Below are 16,721 nucleotides of genomic sequence, written 5' to 3' on the forward strand. Positions count from 1 at the left end.
TTTTCATGCCCCAAGCCCGGCCAGTCCGGGCTTTTTTGTGGGCGTGAGGGCAGTGTACAATTTTTATTGTTGACGATCAAACAATTTTAATTGTATAGTTCTCCCCAAGCCGCCCCCCCGCCACGAAACACCGACTTCTAACGGACAGCATCGACACGGGGGCGGCACCACAACAACGGGAGAAAGAACATGCCGACCCCAACCCGCCAGAACCTGATTGCCAGCATCCGCAAGCACATCGCCGCCGCCCGTGCCTACCGCACCGGCCAGCCGTGCGGCGTGCCGGTCTGCGGACTGGAATTCGCCCGCAACAATCCGAAATTCCGCACGCACTTCTGGGAATCCTGCATGGCCCAGGCGGTGGAATATCGCCGGATGCTGGCGGCCATGAAGCCCGCGCCGGAACCGGCTCCCGCCCGGACGCCCAGCCCCTCCCGCGTCCTGTTCAAACAGGCCCACGGCGCGGCCCGGCTGGGATGGGATTTATCCAACCTCCCCGAAGCCATCCAACGGGCCGCGAGGGCGGCGCATCGCCCAGGCCACTTGGAATGCCGCGTCCATGACGCCTACCGGACGCTGAGGGCCACATTCCGGGGCCGGCCGGAAGCGTTCCGGGCATTCATCCGGGCCAAGGCGGGGGTGGACACCATTATCCCGCCCACCTGAAAACCTCCCTTCCCCGGCGGCGACGTGGGTTCCGCCGGGATTTTTTCGGAGAACCCCAACATGCCAACCATGAAGCACGTCAGGCTCCGCCAACTCCTGGCCCAAGGCCGCGCCCGCACCCTGGTCGATGAACAGTATTTCGCGCAGCGGCGGGCCGAACGGGCGCACCGCGCCGCCTATGCGGCCATCGAGTGCGAGGCCAACGCCCCGCGCGGGCCGGTGCAACCGGAGATGGCGCAGCCGAACCACACCCCAAGGTGGAAACCATGACCCAACCACAACAAAAGAAGATGTCGCTGGCGAACGTCACCAGCGGCAGGATCCAAAGGCCGTTCATGATGGCGCTCTACGGCGTGGACGGGGTGGGCAAATCGACGCTCGCCGCCGGCGCCCCCCATCCCATTTTCATCAACGCCGAGGACGGCAGCAGCGAACTCGACGTGGCGCGGTTCCCCGGCGCGGAAAACAAGGCCGAGCTCGAGGAGGCCATCAACGTCTTGCTGAGGGAGGAGCACGGGTTCAATACCGTGGTGCTGGACAGCATCGACTGGGCGGAAACCATGATCCGGCAGGACCTGTGCGAACAGTTCCGGGTGGAATCGCTGGAGGATGTGCGCGGGGGGTTCGGCAAGGGCACGGTGGCCCTGCGCGAGCAATTCGTCCGCTTCCTGGATTTCCTTGCCTACCTCCGCACCTACCGGGACATGAACATCATCGTCATCGGGCATTGCGAGGTGAAGAAGTTCGAGGACCCCACCACCGCCGCCGGATACGACCGCTACCGGATCAAGCTCGACGAGGTGAACGCCGCCCGGCTGCGGGAAGCCTGCGACGTGGTGGCCTTCTACAACTACGACACCGCGCTCATGGCCAAGGAAAACCGCCAGGGCGAAATCCAGGGCAAGGCCCGCGGCAAATCCTTCGACAAGCACGAACTCCACTTCAAGCGCAGCGCCGCCTTCGACGCGAAGGCCCGCACCCTCAACGGCTACGCCCTGCCCCCCAAAGTCATCGTGCCGCCGGACGAACCGCCGGGAAACAGCTTCCGCGCCTTCGGGCACCTGATCGGCATCACCGAGCCGCCCATACCGGGGCCATAAGGATCAACGGGGCGAACCCGCCGCCCCTTGATTATCCCAGCGGGAAACCAACGGTCATCCAGTCAAACGGTCACAACCCAATAGGTCGATACCATGAGCAACTATCCAGAATATGAAGACGATTTCGATTTCGGCACCAATATGGCCGATGTCGATGAAAACGCGGGGGGCGGCTATGGCCCCATGCCAGCCGGTAAGTATGGGATGCAAGCCGTCGAGGTGGCGGTCAAGGACGGCAAAGACCCGCGCAACGGCAAGATGGTGGCCGTCACCTTCCAAGTGGTGGACGGCTCCAACAACCGCAAGATTTTCGAGAACTACTGCTTGCAGCATACCAACGACACCACCAAGCGGATCGCCGAACAGGCGGTCAAGCAATGGATGAAGGCGTGCGGCTATACCGGCAACGAACGCCTCACCGCCGGGCTGTTGAAGACCCTGGAAGGCCGCGAATTCACGGCCCACGTCATCGTCGAAAAAAGCCGCGACCCGCAGTACGGCGACCGCAACCGCATCCGCCAGTTCGAGCCCTCCGGCGGATACGCCCCCCAGCAATCCAGCCGGCCGGCCCCCGCCCCCCAACAGCGCCCCGCGCCGGTCCCCCCGCAGCAGCGGCCCGCCCCGGCTCCCCAGCAACAACGCCCGGCCCCGGCGCAATACCAGGACCCCCGCCAGGCCGCGCCCAGTCCACAGCCCCAGCCCGCCCAAGCCGCCATTCCGCCCCGCCCCACCGGCGGCAAGCCCTGGGAACGCCGCGCATAACCTGACCGGATAAACCATCGGCCCGTGGCCCATGCCCCGGCGTGGGCCACGGGGAGCGGGGTATCGGAGGGAAATATGACCCAGAAAAAAATAACGCTACGCGACTACCAGCGTTGGGCGCTGGATAAGCTCTACGAATGGTTCGCCGACAACCCGGAGGGAAACCCCATCGTTTCGGCCTGCGTGGGCGCGGGCAAATCGATCCTCATCGCCGCCCTGTGCCAGGAGGCCGTGGAATGGGATTCCCGCAACAGGAGCCGGATCCTGGTGATCGTCCCGTCCAAGGAATTGGCGGAGCAAAACCTGGAGAAGCTGGTGGAACTGTGCCCGGACCTGGGGATAGGCGTGCTGTCCGCCAGCCTGGGGCGCAAGCAATACAGCCACCGGGACGACGTGGTGATCGGCACGCCCGGCACTATCGTCAAGGTGGCGGAAAAGCTCGGGTTCTTCGACCTGATCCTGTGCGACGAGGCCCACCTCATCAACCCCAAGGACGCGGGGATGTACCGGGAAATCATCCGCAAGCTGAAAACCAACAACCACTACCTGCGGGTGGTGGGCTGGACCGGGACGGCGTTCCGGGGCAATGGCATCTGGCTCACCGAGGGCGACGAAGCCCTGTTCACCGACATCGCGGCCAGCGTGGGCATGAAGGAATTGCTCAAGAAAGGATTCCTCGCGCCCCTGGTGATCGGCGCCACCGCCACCCAGGTTTCCGGCGACGGCCTCCGCACGGCGAGCGGCGACTACGTGGTGTCGGAGCTGGCCCAGCGCCTGGACCGCGACGAACTCACGGAAAAAATCGTCGGCGAGATCGTGGAACAGGGCCGGGACCGCAAGAAATGGCTGGTGTTCTGCGTCACCGTGGCCCACGCCGAACACATGGCCGCCGAGTTCAAGCGGCGCGGCATCGTGTCCGCCGTCGTCAGCGAGAAGACCCCCAAGGCCGAACGGGAAGCCCTCATCAAGGGCTTCAAGCTCGGGCGCGTCAAGGCGCTGTGCAACGTCGCCTGCCTCACCACCGGCTTCGACGTGCCCGACCTGGATTTGATCGCCCTGGTCCGCAACACCAAATCCCCCGTGCTGTACGTGCAAATCTGCGGCAGGGGGATGCGCATCGCGGGCAAGGACATCGAGGAATCCATCCGCAACGGCAAGGCCGACTGCCTGTGGCTCGACTTCACCGACACCACGGCCCTGCTCGGCCCGGTGGACGACATCAAGGGCCGTCCGGCCCCGCAGAAAAAGAACCCGGAAGAGCGCGGCGCACCGCTCAAGCCCTGCCCCGGATGCGGGGCCGTCAACCCGGCGGGCGCGACCCATTGCAAGACCTGCGGCACGGCCTTCCCGCCGCCCGCCCCCACCCTCAACACCGTGGCCTCCCAGGCCGCCATCCTGACGGCGACCGGCCCGCGCCTGGAAACCTTCCCGGTCGATGGCATTTCCTATCAATCCCTCGTTTCCAACAAAAACGGCAAACCCTATCTACAAATCCTGTTCCAAAGCGACCTGTCGTATTTCCGCATCAACCTCTTCCTGGAACACGAAGGCTATGCGCGGGATAAATCCATCGGGCAATGGAAGGAATTGACCACGCCCCCCACCGAACCCCGCGATGTGGTGGATGCCGTCCAGCGGATCCGGCGCGGCGAAGTGGGGTTCAAGGACGTGGAATCGATCACGGTGGATATGGTTTCCAAATGGAAGGACATCGCCAAGGTGAATTATCGGCGGGAAGCGGAGGCGGCGTAATGGATGAAACCCTCCCCCAAACCCTCCGATATCGAAATCCGCAACGGAAACGGCAAGGTATGCCTGCTGCATCCCGGCCCCTATCTCCCCCCCGTAACCTTTTGCTTTTGGGACGCAAGACACCCTATGAACAATACCCCCGAAGATGAAGAAAACCTGATCCTCGATACCACGGTCCACCGCATGGACGAGGTGCTGGAAAGCGAGCGGTTCATGGGCGGCGGCATCGGGTTCGGCGCCATCGGCGAAGCCGACGACAGGCTGCTGTGGCTGAAGTTCCGCTGGTCGTTCGTCGATGCCCCGGTGCCGGATCGCCGCCGCACCATGATGATGGGCAACGCCATCGAAAAGGACATCGCGGGGACCCTTTCCAAAATCCAGGGCCTGGAATTCCTGGACCGCGATCCGAACACCGGCAAGCAGTTCAAGCACCCATTCCTGGGCGGGCATTTCGCCGGGAAGATGGACGGGGTGGGCCTGGGTTTCCCGGAAGCCCCCAAGACCTGGCATGTGGTGGAGATCAAGGGGGTTTCCCACAAGGCCTTCCAGGAGGCCATCAAGCGGGGCGTCGAAAACTGGCGCCCCGAGTATTGGGTGAACGTGCAATGCCACATGGGGGCGGCGGGCCTCGACCGGACGCTGTTCATCGTCCAGGACCGCGACACCGGGGCCGTCCACGCCGAACGGATCAAGCTCGACGACACCGTGTTCGGCGCCTGCCTGGCCCGCGCCGAGCGGATCGTCCTGGCCGAAGAACCCCCGGCCCCGATGTACGAAACCCGGTCCAGGGTTCCGCACGACGTCATGGCCTTCAAGCCGGAATACAACACCCATATCTATTGGGGAATAGAACTACCCCGTCCCCATTGCCGGAATTGCCGGTTCGCCATTCCCCTGGTCGAGGGCACCTCCGGGGATTGGCTGTGCCAGATCGATTCCACCTCGTCGGCGACCGGCGCGCGCCTGGATTATTCCCAGCAGCGGGCCGGATGCCCCCGGCATAACTACCTGCCGTCCCTGCTATCCGAACTCGCGGAAGTCGTCCGGCAATACCCCGATTGCGTGGAGTACCGCGTGGGCCGGACCGTGTTCTGGAACGCCGAGGAAATGGTGGGCGAAACGCATCCCGGCGTGTTTTCTTCCAAGGAATTATGCGCCCTGAGCGGCAACGTCGTGGCCAATGGACTATGCGAAGAATCGATCAAGGCGCGGTCGGGGTTGGCTGGGGTTAAACAGGGGGCATACACGATTGGGGGCGAAACGGTCATCGTCGATGAACCCAAGTCGGCTGCCGGGGGGATGGATGATTATGACGATGACGACATTCCGTTCTAACCGGCGCTTGCTGAATTCCGTCCTAATAATTCAAGAGATAACCCACTATGTTCTTCAAAAACCTCCTGTTATTTCTGTTCACCGAATCCTTATCCCCAAATCTTGCCGACCTTGAAGAGCGCCTCCAACAGCGCCGTTTCCAAGGCTGCGGAAGCCTGGAACTCTCCCATATCGGATGGGTTCCGCCCGTGGGGAAAGGTGATTCCGCGCCCCTGGTCCACGCCACCAACGGTTTCCTGATGGTCTGCCTGCGCCGGGAGGAAAAGATCCTTCCGGCCAGCGTGGTGAACGAGGTGCTGGCCGACCGGGTGGAAGAGATCGAATCCCGGCGTGGAACCCCGGTGCGGCGCAAGGAGAAGGACGCGCTGCGCGACGAGGTGATGCAGGACTTGCTGCCGCGGGCCTTCGTCCACAGCAAGCGGGCCTACGCCTACATCGATCCCAAGGGCGGGTGGTTGGTGGTGGACAGCGCCAGCGCCAAGAAGGCCGACGAGCTCACCGGCCTGTTGCGGCAATGCCTGGGCAGCCTGCCCATCGTGCCGTTCGCCACGATGCAACGGCCCAGCGTCTTGATGACAAGCTGGCTGGGCGAGGACGGGCCACCCACCGGCGTCACCCTGGACACCGATGCCGAATTGCGTTCCCCGGAAGAGGATGGCGGCACCGTGCGCTGCCGCAATCACGACCTGGGCGCACCGGAAATCCAGAACCACCTTGAGGCCGGGAAGGAAGCCGTGAAATTGGCCCTGACCTATCAGGATCGCCTCAGCCTGGTGCTGGACGAAAGCTTGACCATCAAGCGCCTGCGGTTCCTCGACCTGGTGCAAGAGAAGGCGGCGGAGGTGGACACGGACGATCCGGCGGAACGGTTCGATGCCGATTTCGCGGTAATGGCGCTGGAACTGGCGGAGTTCCTTCCGGCGCTGGCGGGGATGTTCGGGGGGGCGAATGTGGAGGGGGTTAAATGAGCGCAGATACCGGGAAAACCCTCTACACCGCCGGTTACGGCGCGGGCTGGACGGTGGAAGCCCTGGACGCCGCGATGCGGGAACGGCACGCCGTCCTGGTCGATACCCGGCTGGTGCCGTTCAGCCGCAAGCCGGGATGGGGCCGCGACGCCCTGTCCGCCCATTTCGGCCCGCGCCGGTACGTCCACATCAAGGCGCTCGGCAACCTCAACTATAGGGGCGGGCCGGTCGAACTGGCCGACGCCGGGGAAGGCATCGAAAGCCTCGCGGCCCGCCTGGCGGAACCGGGCATCGACGCCGTGGTCCTGCTGTGCGGCTGCCGGGACGTGCGGACCTGCCACCGCAAGGTGGTCGCCGAACTCGCCGCCGAGCGGTTAGGGGACCGCTTCGCCCTCCGCATCGAACACCTGGAACCGCCCGTCTCGGCCTCGCCCGGCTGGAAATGCCTCTCCATCCGCCAGCCCTGGGCCTGGGCCATCCTCCACGGCGGCAAGGACATCGAGAACCGCTCCTGGAAAACCGATTATCGCGGCCCGGTCCTGATCCATGCGGCGAAAACCTTGACCCAGGCCGAGTACACGGGCGCTTGCCTCGACATCGGCATCATGGCACCGCGCCTCGACGTGCCCCGCCATGAGGATTTGGAGCGCGGCGGCATCGTCGGCGCGGCCCGCATCGTGGATTGCGTGGACAGGTCGGAATCGCCCTGGTTCGGCGGCGGGTTCGGCTTCGTGCTGGCCGATCCCCGCCCCCTGCCGTTCCTGCCGCTTACAGGGCGGCTGGGCTTGTTCGAGGTGCGCGAGGCCGACCTTGCCCCCATCGCCGCCGCCCTGGTCCGGGCCAATTACCGTGAGATCGAGTTGGAGCGTATGGCATGAACTCCGAACCCTTCATGACTTGCACCTGCGGGGCCCACACCCCGCTTTCGGCCATGCCCCGCCACCTGCCCACCGATCATTTCGAGTGCGGCCAGTGCCGGACCCTCCTGATCCGGCGGCATGCGCGCCCCACGGTCTATCCATCCGGGTTTGTCCTGCCGGGGAAGGTCAGCGTCGAGCGGGTGGAATTTGGATTGCTGGGAGACGTGGCATGACCCCGGCCCAAGCCGCCTTAATAGAATTGCTGGCCGAGAACGCCGTGAGGCAATATCTATCCAGCCGCCATAACCAACAACAGGATTTGCCCTCATGCTTGCCGCCATCTACGCCCGCTATAGCTCGGATCGCCAGCGCGAAACCTCCATCGAGGACCAGGGGCGTAACTGCGCGCGCCGTGCCGAAATAGAGGGGTGGTCCATCGTGGCGCGGTACGAGGACCGCGCCATTTCCGGCAGCAAGGTCGCCCGCGCCGGTTATCAAGCCATGCTGGCCGATGCTTTGGCAGGCAAGTTCGGGGCGCTGCTGGTGGACGACCTGTCCCGGCTGTCGCGGGATCAGGTAGAGGCCGAGCGGGCCATCCGCCGCTTGGAACATGCCGGGGTGGTGATCGTCGGCGTCTCGGACGGCTACGACAGCCGCAGCGCGGCCCGGAAAATCCACCGGGGCGTGCGGTCGCTGCTGAACGAGGTTTATCTGGACGACCTGCGCGAAAAGACCCGGCGCGGCCTCGAAGGGCAAGCCCGGCGCGGCAACAACGCTGGAGGAAGGTGCTACGGCTACCGGCATGTCCCGGTCGAGGACACCACACGCACCGACCACCTGGGCCGTCCTCTGGTGGTCGCGGTGAGGCGGGAAATCGACCCTGACCAGGGCGAGTGGATACGGTGGATTTATGAGCGGTACGCCGCCGGATGGTCGCCGGGAAAAATCGCCGCGATACTCAACGCCAAGGGCGTACCGTCGCCACGGGGCGGCACCTGGGCCAGCAGCGCGATCTATGGCAGCCCCGGCAAAACGACCGGCATCCTGCGGAACCCCATCTATGCGGGGCGCTATACCTGGAACCGGTCGGAATGGGTCCACGACCCGGATACCCGCAAACGGAAGCGCAGGGAGCGTTCAACCGCCGACTTGGTCGAGGTGGACATGCCGGAACTGCGGATCGTGCCGGACGCCCTGTGGCGGAAAGTCCAGGCCCGGCTGGCACGGAACGAGGCGCGGGGCGCGGCCATCAGCGCGGGAATCCAGGCACGGCGGCAAGGGGGAGCATCGGTACGCCACCTGTTCAGCGGCCTGCTGTTCTGCGCCGAATGCGGCCATCCGTTCGTGACCGTGGGGAATGGCTACTACGGTTGTTCCGGCCACAAATACCGCGGCAGCGCGGTATGCCGGACGGCAAGGTCGGTCCGGCGGAAAATCGTCGAAGACCGGTTGCTGGAACACATCCGCCAGGACATTCCAACCCAGGAAGGTTTCGAGGTGTTCGCCCGCAAGGCCCGCCAGTTGCTACAAGCCGCCGCCGAACAAGCCATCGGATCGACCGGGCAGGATCAAGCCGCGCTTTCCGAGCTGGAACGCAAGATCGGCAATATCGTGAACGCAATCGCCGCCGGGACGTTCTCCCCCGCCCTGCAATCCGCCCTCGAAGCCGCCGAAGCCCAACGCGCCGAAATTCTGGCGAGGATCGCATCCACCCAGGCATTGGCCGACCAAGCGGCCCATATCCCGGATTTCCTGCCAAGGGCAGTGGACGTGTACAAGGAAGTCCTGGGCAACATGGCGGTCGCGCTGACGGCGGGCGATGTGGACATGGCCCGCGAGAGGATCAGGGATTTGGTGGGGGACAGGATCGAAATACGGCAAGGCAAGGATTGCCTGGAAGCCATAATAGAAAAGGCCGGAGCGCTCCAATTAGCGTCCGGCCTTACTCTGGTAATGGTAGCGGGGGCAGGATTTGAACCTACGACCTTCGGGTTATGAGCCCGACGAGCTACCAGACTGCTCCACCCCGCGTCAACTGCATATACTATACCAGAACCCTTCGGAATTAAGCAAGCCTTATTTTACAAATCCGCTAAATCCTTCCACTTCAAGCGTTTACGTAGGGCAATAGCAGGTGCAAGCCGCCAGCCGCGAACACCCCGGCCAGCGCATCGTCCAGCATCACCCCGAACCCGCCCGCCACTTCCCGGTCCAGCCGCGAAATCGGCCAGGGTTTCAGCACATCGAACAACCGGAACAGCGCGAAACCCAACACCACCGCCGGCCATGAAAACGGTACCCCGCCCATCGTAATCAAAAAACCCACGATCTCGTCCCAGACGATGCCGGAATGATCGTGTATCCCCAAGCGCCGCTCGCAACGCTGACAAATCGGCACGCCCGCCGCGAACAAGCCCAGCACCAGCCCCGCATAGGCCGGGAACGCCAAGCCCGCCACCAGCGCGTAGACCGGAACCGCCGCCAAGGTGCCGAAGGTTCCGGGCGCGACCGGGGCCAGTCCCGAACCGAAGCCGAACGCTAGGAAGCAATAAGGATCGCCGAACACCTGCCGGGCCGGGATACGTAGGCGAGATTTGGCCTTGGGGGTGCTAGGTCCGGGAGAAATGTTCATAGCCACTTGGGTTCAGATCGATAAGGCGGCCCTCCTTCAGGAGCCGCAAGCCCGGTTCCGCTTCGATGCGCCCGATGGGGAACGCGGCCAGGCCGGCCCCGGCCAGACGCCGCGCCAGCTCGTCCCGCCTGTCCTCCGGGACGGTGAAGCACAATTCGTAATCGTCGCCCGCGCCCAAGGGCATGGCCCAATCTCCAGTCGTGGCGATATAGCGCGCCACCCCGTCGGCCAACGGCAGGGCGGCGCAGTCGAGCGTCGCGCCCACATTGCTGGCCGCGAGGATATGGCCCAGGTCGGCGGCGAGTCCATCGGAGACGTCGATGCAGGCCGAAGCCAGCCCGCGCAGTTGGAGGCCCAGCGCGACCCGTGGTTCGGGCCGTTCCAACCGGGCCAGGGCCGCGGCGTCTTGGAACTCGGTCTGGCCCAGGCGCTGTTTGAGGCCCAATCCCGCCGAGCCGATAGGTCCGCTCACATAGACGCCATCGCCGGGCCGCGCCCCGGAGCGGCGCAAGGCCCGCCCTTCCGGCACCCAACCCATGGCCTGGATCGTGATGGACAACGGTCCACGGGTGGTGTCGCCGCCGACGATCTCGACGCCATGCCGTTCGGCCAGGGCGAACAAACCGCGCGCGAACGCCGCCAGCCACCCCTCGTCAATCCCCGGCAAGGTCAGGGCCAGGGTGGCCCAGCGCGGTTCCGCGCCCATCGCCGCCAAATCGCTGAGGTTCACCGCCAGCGCCTTGTGACCCAGGCTGTCCGGTTCGACCTCCGGCAGGAAATGCACCCCGGACACCAGGGTATCCACCGTCACCGCCAGTTCCGCGCCCGCCGCGCAGCGCAGCAAGGCGCAATCGTCGCCGACGCCCAGCGCCGTACTCGCGTGGCGGACCGGCTGGCGGGTGAAAAAACGCCGGATCAGGTCGAATTCGCCCAAGGCCACTAGCGTTGCACCCGGCGACCGAATTCCGCCGCCCGATGCTTACGGGCCAGCTTGTCCATCAGGCCGTTCACGAATTTGTGGCTCTGGCTGGCCCCGAATTGCTTGGCGAGGTTGATGCCTTCGTTGACCGCCACCCGGTAGGGCAATTCGGGCTTGAACATCAGCTCATACGCGCCCAGCCGCAAGATGGCCCGTTCCACCGGGCCGAGCTCGTGGACCGGGCGGTCGGAGAATTCGCCTATCGCGGCGTCGATGACATCGATCCGGGCCGGCACCTCGTGCAGCAATTCCTTGAAATAGCCTTCATGGATATCCGGGGCGCAGCACTGGGGCAGCAGGGCTTCCAGGGCGATGGATTCCAGGGCGTCGCCCTCGCCTTCTTCCTCGGGCCGGGAGCGGCAATATTTTTCCAAGGACTCTTCCAGCGTGTCGCGTTCGGCCACGGTCAAGACCTGCCCGGCGTGGAAACGGCGCGACAACTCCCGCGCCACCGCCAGTTCCTCCAGGAATTGCGCCTCGATGTCGGCCAGATTGCCCTGGGCCATCTGCCATTGATACAAGGCCTGGGTAGCGCAGCGCCGGGCCAGGGTGCGTGGGTTGCTCATCCGGCGTCGATCTCGCGCAGCAGGTTGACCATTTCCACGGCGGACAGCGCCGCCTCGGCCCCTTTGTTGCCGGCCTTGGTGCCGGCCCGCTCGATGGCCTGTTCGATGGTGTCCACGGTCAGGACGCCGAAGGCCACCGGCAGGCCGTGCTTGAGGGACACGGTCGCCATGCCCTTCACGCATTCGCCCGCCACGTAGTCGAAATGCGGGGTCGAACCCCGGATCACCGCGCCCACGGCGACGATGGCGTGGTAGCGCCCGGTTTCGGCGACCTTCTGCACCGCCAGCGGCAATTCATAGGCACCGGGAGCTTTGACCAGATCGATATCGGCGTGCTTGGCCCCGTGGCGCAGCAAGGCGTCCACCGCGCCGCCGACCAGTTGATCGACGATGAAGCTATTGAAGCGCGAGGCCACGATGCAGAATTTCGCGCCGTGGATGAGGAGTTGGCCTTCGTAGGTTTTGATGTCGTTCATGGGAGTTTTCCTTGGGTCGTGAATCTTGGGGAAATGGTTATGGAGGGCGGGCACCGCGCCCTATTCCGCGGCGACGTACTCGACCACTTCGAGTCCGTAGCCCGACAGCCCCAGGTATTTCTTGGGCGAACTGCCCAGCACCCGCAGCTTCCGCACGCCCAAATCGGCCAGGATTTGCGCCCCGGTGCCGGTGGTGCGCCAGTCCTCGGAATGCTCCTCGGGCGGGGCGATGGCGATGCCATGGTCTTGCATCTGGTAATGGTGGATGCGCTCGACCAGGGATTTGTCGTCCTCTTCGCGGCGGATCACCACCAGGACGCCCCGGCCTTCCTCGGCGAGGCGCTGCATGGCGCGCTTCAGGGTCAGCCCGCCATCGCCGCGGCGGCCGCAGAGTAAATCCCGCAGCAGGTTACGCCCATGCACCCGCACCAGCACCGGCTCCGGTCCCGACACCTGGCCCAGGGTCAGGGCCAGATGCAGGCGCTGGTCCACTTGGTCTTGATAGGCGTAGAGGCGGAACTTGGCGTACTCGGTGGGGAATTCGCATTCGCAGATGCGCTCCACGGTCTTTTCGTTCTGTATGCGGTAATGGATCAGGTCGGCGATGGTGCCGATCTTGAGCCCGTGCAGTTCGGCGAACTGTTCGAGGTCGGCGCGGCGGGCCATGCTGCCGTCCTCGTTGAGGATTTCGACGATCACGGCGGCGGCTTCCAAGCCGGCCAGCCGCGCCAGGTCGCAACCGGCCTCGGTGTGGCCGGCCCGGTTGAGGACGCCGCCCGGCTGGGCCATGAGCGGGAACACATGGCCGGGCTGGACCAGATCGTCCGGCTTGGCGTAGGCCGACACGGCGCATTGGACGGTGCGGGCGCGGTCCGCCGCCGAGATGCCGGTGGTGACCCCGGTCGCGGCCTCGATGGACACGGTGAAATTGGTGGAATGCGGGGTTTTGTTCTCGTTGACCATCAAGGGCAGGCGGAGCTGCTGGCAACGCTCGCGGGTCAGGGTCAGGCAGATCAGGCCGCGACCGTAGCGGGCCATGAAATTGATGTCCTCGGGCCGGGTATGGACCGCCGCCATCACCAAATCGCCCTCGTTCTCGCGGTCCTCGTCGTCCATGAGGACCACCATCTTGCCCTGGCGGATATCCTCGATGATTTCTTCGCTGGTGTTCATTGCCGTCGTCGCTGGAATGGGGGGCGGTAGCTTACACCATCCGGGGGCCGGTCGGGCCCGCGGGGCGGAAACCTCGGCTCAGGCCACGAAACCCGAAGTCCGCAGCAATTCCAAGGTCACGCCGGAACCGCCCTCCGCCGCCTTGTCGCCCAGCAGGAGGCGCTCGGTATAACGGGCCAGGATATCGACTTCCAGATTGACCCGCCGCCCGACCTCGGTACCGCCCAGCGTGGTTTCCTGGAGGGTGTGCGGCACGATATTGAGGCCGAACCGCGCCCCGTCCACCTCGTTGACGGTGAGGCTGATGCCATCGACGCAGACCGAGCCTTTTTCGGCGATGTATTTGGCGAGCGGCGCGGGCGCTTCGAGGGTGAAGCGCACCGAACGGGCGTCGGCGCGTTTGTCCACCACCACGCCCACACCATCGACATGGCCGCTGACCAAATGCCCGCCCAGCCGCGTGGTCGGGAGCAAGGCCAATTCTAGGTTGACCTGCGCGCCGGTTTTGGCCGCGCCCAGGGTGGTGCGGGACAGGGTTTCCCTCGATACATCGGCGCAGAAATGGCGGGGGCCGAGTTCGACGGCGGTCAGGCACACGCCGCTGACGGCGATACTGTCGCCGAGCTTCACGTCGGCCAGGGGCAGCTTGCCGGTGTCGATAGTGAGGCGGCAATCGCCGCCCTTGGATTCGATGCGGGACAGGGTGCCTACCGCCAGGATGATGCCGGTGAACATGGGGATTTCCTCGATAACGAAGGGAGTGGGCCGGATAAGGATGGGCGATTATGCCGCGGAATCGGGGAAGGGTGTGTCGTCCGTCCGGCCCGCCGCTCCATGGCCGCAACGGTCTGGCCCGGTCCTCCGCAGGCGGCGCCATCCCGGCCCGCTGTCGCCCGGAGGCAACGCCCAGGTCCGGTCCGCCGTCGCCATGGGCTAAAGGCCCGCCCCATCAACACAGGGCTACGGGGCTTCCGGGCGGGGATAAGCCGACGCTGGCACCGGCTTTGCTGATAACGGCCTATGCCGGAAACCTTCCGGCTCATTCATCAGGGGGCGGATACAAAAATCCCGCTCCGGGCCGGTCCTTCCCGCCCGGCCTGTGATTTTCCGATCCGTCCAGCACCAAGGAAAGCCCCGCGGATAGCGTCCTATCCGCGCCCCTATTATGGAAACCCACCGATGCGACACGCCCTCAGCCATCCACTTGTTTTTCCCCGCGCGTTATTCATCCTGCCCGGCCTCCTATCCGGCAGCGACCCGGCCTCGGCAGCCCAAACCATCCTGAGTTGGGACGCGGTCCCCGGTGCCTCGGGCTACAAACTCTATTACGGCACCCATAGCCGGGACTACGGTATCACCCCACTGGCGGTCACCGCGCAAGCCGACGCCACCACGGCCACCGCCGCCCCGCTCGATCCCGGCCAAACCTACTATTTCGCCGTCACCGCCTACGATGCCAACGGCGGGGAAAGCCCCTATTCCAACGAGGTCAGCGCCACCCTCCCCGGCACCGTGGCCAGTTTTTCGGTAAACCCGCCTTCCGCCCTGGGTTCGACCGGCACCCCGTTCACCTTCCAGGACACCTCGATCGGCAACATCGTCCAACGCGCCTGGGCCCTCGGGGACGGCGCCACCGCCAGCACCGCCTCGGTCAGCAAGAACTACGCGGCTCCCGGCACCTACACCGTGACCCTGAAGGTCACGGCCAGCGACGGCGGCAGCGGCACCGCCCAGCGCACGATCACGGTCGCCTCCCCGTCGACCGCCGCCTTCAGCGCCGCTCCGACCTCGGGCACGGCTCCTTTGACCGTGCGCTTCAGCGATGCCTCGACCGGCGCGACCGCCTGGAATTGGCAGTTCGGCGACGGCACCGGCAGCATGGAACGGAATCCGCAGCACACCTATCAGCCCGGCACCTATACCGTGACGCTCCAGACCAGCGGCCCCGTCGGCAGAGTAGCGACCCTCACCAAAACCGGCTACATCCAAGTCGCCGCGCCCAGCGGGAATAGCGGCGGCGGCGGTTTGGTGGCGGCCTACGGCTTCGACGAAACCAGCGGCGCGACGGCGGCGGACGCCTCCGGGCAGGGTAATCCTGGCGCGGTCACGGGGGCCACCTGGACCGCCGCAGGCCATTACGGCGGAGCCTTGTCCTTCAACGGCGCCAACAACTGGGTCACCGTCGGCGATAGCCCCTCGCTGGATTTGAACGGCACCCTGACCCTGGAAGCCTGGGTTTATCCGGCCACCGCCATGAGCGGCAGCAAGACCGTGGCCGTGAAGGCGAACGGCGGCGGCAAGGTCTACTGGCTGCGGGCGAACAATATCTCCGGCCATCCCGAAGGCGGCATCCAGCAAAGCGGCGGGCCACTCCGGACCGAGGGCACCTCCCCCTTGCCCCCCCAGCAATGGTCCCATCTGGCCATGACCTATGATGGCGCGCAGGAAACCCTATACGTCAACGGCCAAGCCGTGTCCACACAGACCCTGTCCGGCCCGATCTTGACTTCCGGCGGGGCATTGCTGATCGGCGGCCAGCCCGGTGGTGGCTACGGGGCTTTTTTCCAGGGCATCCTGGACGAGCTACGGATTTACAACCGCGCCCTGTCCCCGGCGGAAATCGCCCGCGACGCCAAAACCCCGATTGCCAGCCCGGTCCCCGCGCCGTTGCTTGGCGACAATGCCTTGTTCGACCTCTCCGACAGCGATCCGCAAGGCGAGGCGGAAGCCTTCCAAACGGTCGCCAAGCAAACCGGCACCCTCGGCACGCTCCGGCTCTACCTGGACGCGGGCTCGACCGCGACGGACTTGGTCGCGGGCGTCTATGACGATCAAGGCGGGCATCCGGGCAGGTTGCTCGCGCAAGGCCGCTTGAACACGCCCCAGGCCGGGGCTTGGAACACGGTCGCGCTGCCTGCCGCCCAGGTCGGCGCGGGCCGGCCCTATTGGATCGCCGTCCTCGGTGTCCAGGGCGATCTCGCCTTCCGGGTATCGCCGTCCACCACGATACCGATGGAATCCTGCGCCGACACCGGCCTCAACGCCCTGCCGGAGGCCTGGACCACGGGCCGGGTCTGGCCGAATGGGAAGATGGCGGCTTATGTGGTGGGACGTTGATGGGGGATGGGGTCCGGCCCGCTCCGGGCGCGGGGATATCCCAAGCCACGGGGCTTATCCGTGGAAGGGAAGCCGCGCCCATCGCGGAGGGAGGGCCTCTAACGGCCGCAGAAGGCGTCTCTCCAGCCTCGGAGGCACCGCAGGGACGGACAGTAAGCGCTGCCGCGTCCGGGAGAGCCTGTCCCGGATGCGGGAGGCGTCCTCCCTGGGTGGAATGGCGGGATTTCCACCATGGATGGCGGTTGCCGCGATACGGGTGGAACTTCGCCATTTCCCCGATGGACAAGCCGCCACCCAACGAAGCCTGCGGTACAGCCCGGAACCTCGCTACAATG

At 65.4% G+C, this 16,721-nt stretch carries 17 protein-coding genes, 1 tRNA gene and 1 pseudogene; 11 read left to right on the forward strand and 8 right to left on the reverse strand.

The features are described from left to right. Window positions 1-189: 189 nt before the first annotated feature. The 10 genes and pseudogenes from K5658_RS12945 to K5658_RS24190 all read left to right on the forward strand — a co-directional run. Window positions 190-666: a hypothetical protein gene (locus K5658_RS12945; RefSeq protein WP_221063550.1), complete on the forward strand. Its 477-nt coding sequence runs from the start codon at window positions 190-192 to the stop codon at window positions 664-666. A 60-nt stretch (window positions 667-726) separates the two neighbouring features. Then, complete coding sequence (locus tag K5658_RS12950; RefSeq protein WP_221063551.1) at window positions 727-936, forward strand: hypothetical protein; 210 nt, start codon at window positions 727-729, stop codon at window positions 934-936. Beyond that, window positions 933-1,766 carry an ATP-binding protein gene (locus K5658_RS12955; RefSeq protein WP_221063552.1) on the forward strand — a complete coding sequence of 278 codons (834 nt, stop codon included), beginning with the start codon at window positions 933-935 and terminating at the stop codon, window positions 1,764-1,766. The genes K5658_RS12950 and K5658_RS12955 overlap by 4 nt, the downstream gene beginning before the upstream one ends. Window positions 1,767-1,859: 93 nt before the next feature. After that, window positions 1,860-2,528 carry a DUF669 domain-containing protein gene (locus K5658_RS12960; RefSeq protein WP_221063553.1) on the forward strand — a complete coding sequence of 223 codons (669 nt, stop codon included), beginning with the start codon at window positions 1,860-1,862 and terminating at the stop codon, window positions 2,526-2,528. Window positions 2,529-2,603: 75 nt separating this feature from the next. Further along, window positions 2,604-4,280, forward strand: coding sequence for a DEAD/DEAH box helicase (locus K5658_RS12965; RefSeq protein ID WP_221063554.1), 1,677 nt, complete (start codon window positions 2,604-2,606; stop codon window positions 4,278-4,280). Window positions 4,281-4,406: 126 nt separating this feature from the next. Next, entirely contained in the window at window positions 4,407-5,615 is a 1,209-nt protein-coding gene (locus tag K5658_RS12970; protein ID WP_221063555.1) for a hypothetical protein, read from the forward strand. A gap of 47 nt (window positions 5,616-5,662) precedes the next feature. Then, window positions 5,663-6,583: a recombination-associated protein RdgC gene (rdgC, locus tag K5658_RS12975; RefSeq protein WP_221063556.1), complete on the forward strand. Its 921-nt coding sequence runs from the start codon at window positions 5,663-5,665 to the stop codon at window positions 6,581-6,583. Next, the gene (locus K5658_RS12980; protein ID WP_221063557.1) at window positions 6,580-7,461 is read left to right on the forward strand and encodes a DUF488 family protein; all 882 of its coding nucleotides are present in this window, start codon (window positions 6,580-6,582) and stop codon (window positions 7,459-7,461) included. The genes rdgC and K5658_RS12980 overlap by 4 nt, the downstream gene beginning before the upstream one ends. Further along, window positions 7,458-7,676, forward strand: a complete 219-nt coding sequence (locus K5658_RS12985) for a hypothetical protein (RefSeq protein WP_221063558.1) — start codon at window positions 7,458-7,460, stop codon at window positions 7,674-7,676. Before K5658_RS12980 ends, K5658_RS12985 begins: the two co-directional genes overlap by 4 nt. A 94-nt stretch (window positions 7,677-7,770) precedes the next feature. Then, window positions 7,771-8,898, forward strand: a pseudogene (locus K5658_RS24190) (recombinase family protein); the annotation flags it as partial. Between the two features lie 69 nt (window positions 8,899-8,967). Here the strand turns inward: K5658_RS24190 and K5658_RS23575 are convergent. From K5658_RS23575 to K5658_RS13035, 8 genes are all read right to left on the reverse strand, one after another. Next, a complete protein-coding gene (locus K5658_RS23575; protein WP_246628441.1) occupies window positions 8,968-9,183 on the reverse strand; it encodes a hypothetical protein in 216 nt (71 codons plus the stop codon). A gap of 214 nt (window positions 9,184-9,397) precedes the next feature. Further along, window positions 9,398-9,474 (reverse strand) — tRNA-Met (locus tag K5658_RS13005). A 76-nt stretch (window positions 9,475-9,550) separates the two neighbouring features. Next, the gene (locus tag K5658_RS13010) at window positions 9,551-10,075 is read right to left on the reverse strand and encodes a phosphatidylglycerophosphatase A family protein (protein WP_221063560.1); all 525 of its coding nucleotides are present in this window, start codon (window positions 10,073-10,075) and stop codon (window positions 9,551-9,553) included. Further along, window positions 10,053-11,015 carry a thiamine-phosphate kinase gene (gene thiL / locus K5658_RS13015; RefSeq protein WP_221063561.1) on the reverse strand — a complete coding sequence of 321 codons (963 nt, stop codon included), beginning with the start codon at window positions 11,013-11,015 and terminating at the stop codon, window positions 10,053-10,055. The genes K5658_RS13010 and thiL overlap by 23 nt, the downstream gene beginning before the upstream one ends. Beyond that, window positions 11,015-11,620 (reverse strand): transcription antitermination factor NusB, encoded by a 606-nt coding sequence (nusB, locus tag K5658_RS13020; protein WP_221063562.1) that lies wholly within the window; start codon window positions 11,618-11,620, stop codon window positions 11,015-11,017. Before nusB ends, thiL begins: the two co-directional genes overlap by 1 nt. Beyond that, window positions 11,617-12,096 (reverse strand): 6,7-dimethyl-8-ribityllumazine synthase, encoded by a 480-nt coding sequence (gene ribH, locus K5658_RS13025; RefSeq protein ID WP_085213172.1) that lies wholly within the window; start codon window positions 12,094-12,096, stop codon window positions 11,617-11,619. Before ribH ends, nusB begins: the two co-directional genes overlap by 4 nt. A gap of 60 nt (window positions 12,097-12,156) precedes the next feature. Continuing rightward, window positions 12,157-13,269, reverse strand: a complete 1,113-nt coding sequence (ribBA, locus tag K5658_RS13030; RefSeq protein ID WP_221063563.1) for a bifunctional 3,4-dihydroxy-2-butanone-4-phosphate synthase/GTP cyclohydrolase II — start codon at window positions 13,267-13,269, stop codon at window positions 12,157-12,159. Between the two features lie 78 nt (window positions 13,270-13,347). Then, window positions 13,348-14,004 carry a riboflavin synthase gene (locus K5658_RS13035; protein WP_221063564.1) on the reverse strand — a complete coding sequence of 219 codons (657 nt, stop codon included), beginning with the start codon at window positions 14,002-14,004 and terminating at the stop codon, window positions 13,348-13,350. Between the two features lie 444 nt (window positions 14,005-14,448). Between K5658_RS13035 and K5658_RS13040 the strand changes: the two genes are divergently transcribed. Then, a complete protein-coding gene (locus tag K5658_RS13040; RefSeq protein WP_221063565.1) occupies window positions 14,449-16,386 on the forward strand; it encodes a LamG-like jellyroll fold domain-containing protein in 1,938 nt (645 codons plus the stop codon). Window positions 16,387-16,721 lie beyond the last annotated feature (335 nt).

The sequence above is a fragment of the Methylomagnum ishizawai genome (assembly GCF_019670005.1).
In the GTDB taxonomy this organism is placed as follows: Bacteria; Pseudomonadota; Gammaproteobacteria; order Methylococcales; family Methylococcaceae; genus Methylomagnum; species Methylomagnum ishizawai.

What these genes read in the sequence shown, in the direction of transcription:
- K5658_RS12945 (WP_221063550.1), top strand. Translation starts at nt 190, where the DNA reads ATGCCGACCCCAACCCGCCAGAACCTGATTGCCAGCATCCGCAAGCAC.
- K5658_RS12950 (WP_221063551.1), top strand. Translation starts at nt 727, where the DNA reads ATGCCAACCATGAAGCACGTCAGGCTCCGCCAACTCCTGGCCCAAGGC.
- K5658_RS12955 (WP_221063552.1), top strand. Translation starts at nt 933, where the DNA reads ATGACCCAACCACAACAAAAGAAGATGTCGCTGGCGAACGTCACCAGC.
- K5658_RS12960 (WP_221063553.1), top strand. Translation starts at nt 1,860, where the DNA reads ATGAGCAACTATCCAGAATATGAAGACGATTTCGATTTCGGCACCAAT.
- K5658_RS12965 (WP_221063554.1), top strand. Translation starts at nt 2,604, where the DNA reads ATGACCCAGAAAAAAATAACGCTACGCGACTACCAGCGTTGGGCGCTG.
- K5658_RS12970 (WP_221063555.1), top strand. Translation starts at nt 4,407, where the DNA reads ATGAACAATACCCCCGAAGATGAAGAAAACCTGATCCTCGATACCACG.
- rdgC (WP_221063556.1), top strand. Translation starts at nt 5,663, where the DNA reads ATGTTCTTCAAAAACCTCCTGTTATTTCTGTTCACCGAATCCTTATCC.
- K5658_RS12980 (WP_221063557.1), top strand. Translation starts at nt 6,580, where the DNA reads ATGAGCGCAGATACCGGGAAAACCCTCTACACCGCCGGTTACGGCGCG.
- K5658_RS12985 (WP_221063558.1), top strand. Translation starts at nt 7,458, where the DNA reads ATGAACTCCGAACCCTTCATGACTTGCACCTGCGGGGCCCACACCCCG.
- K5658_RS23575 (WP_246628441.1), bottom strand. Translation starts at nt 9,183, where the DNA reads ATGGGCCGCTTGGTCGGCCAATGCCTGGGTGGATGCGATCCTCGCCAG.
- K5658_RS13010 (WP_221063560.1), bottom strand. Translation starts at nt 10,075, where the DNA reads ATGAACATTTCTCCCGGACCTAGCACCCCCAAGGCCAAATCTCGCCTA.
- nusB (WP_221063562.1), bottom strand. Translation starts at nt 11,620, where the DNA reads ATGAGCAACCCACGCACCCTGGCCCGGCGCTGCGCTACCCAGGCCTTG.
- ribH (WP_085213172.1), bottom strand. Translation starts at nt 12,096, where the DNA reads ATGAACGACATCAAAACCTACGAAGGCCAACTCCTCATCCACGGCGCG.
- ribBA (WP_221063563.1), bottom strand. Translation starts at nt 13,269, where the DNA reads ATGAACACCAGCGAAGAAATCATCGAGGATATCCGCCAGGGCAAGATG.
- K5658_RS13035 (WP_221063564.1), bottom strand. Translation starts at nt 14,004, where the DNA reads ATGTTCACCGGCATCATCCTGGCGGTAGGCACCCTGTCCCGCATCGAA.
- K5658_RS13040 (WP_221063565.1), top strand. Translation starts at nt 14,449, where the DNA reads ATGCGACACGCCCTCAGCCATCCACTTGTTTTTCCCCGCGCGTTATTC.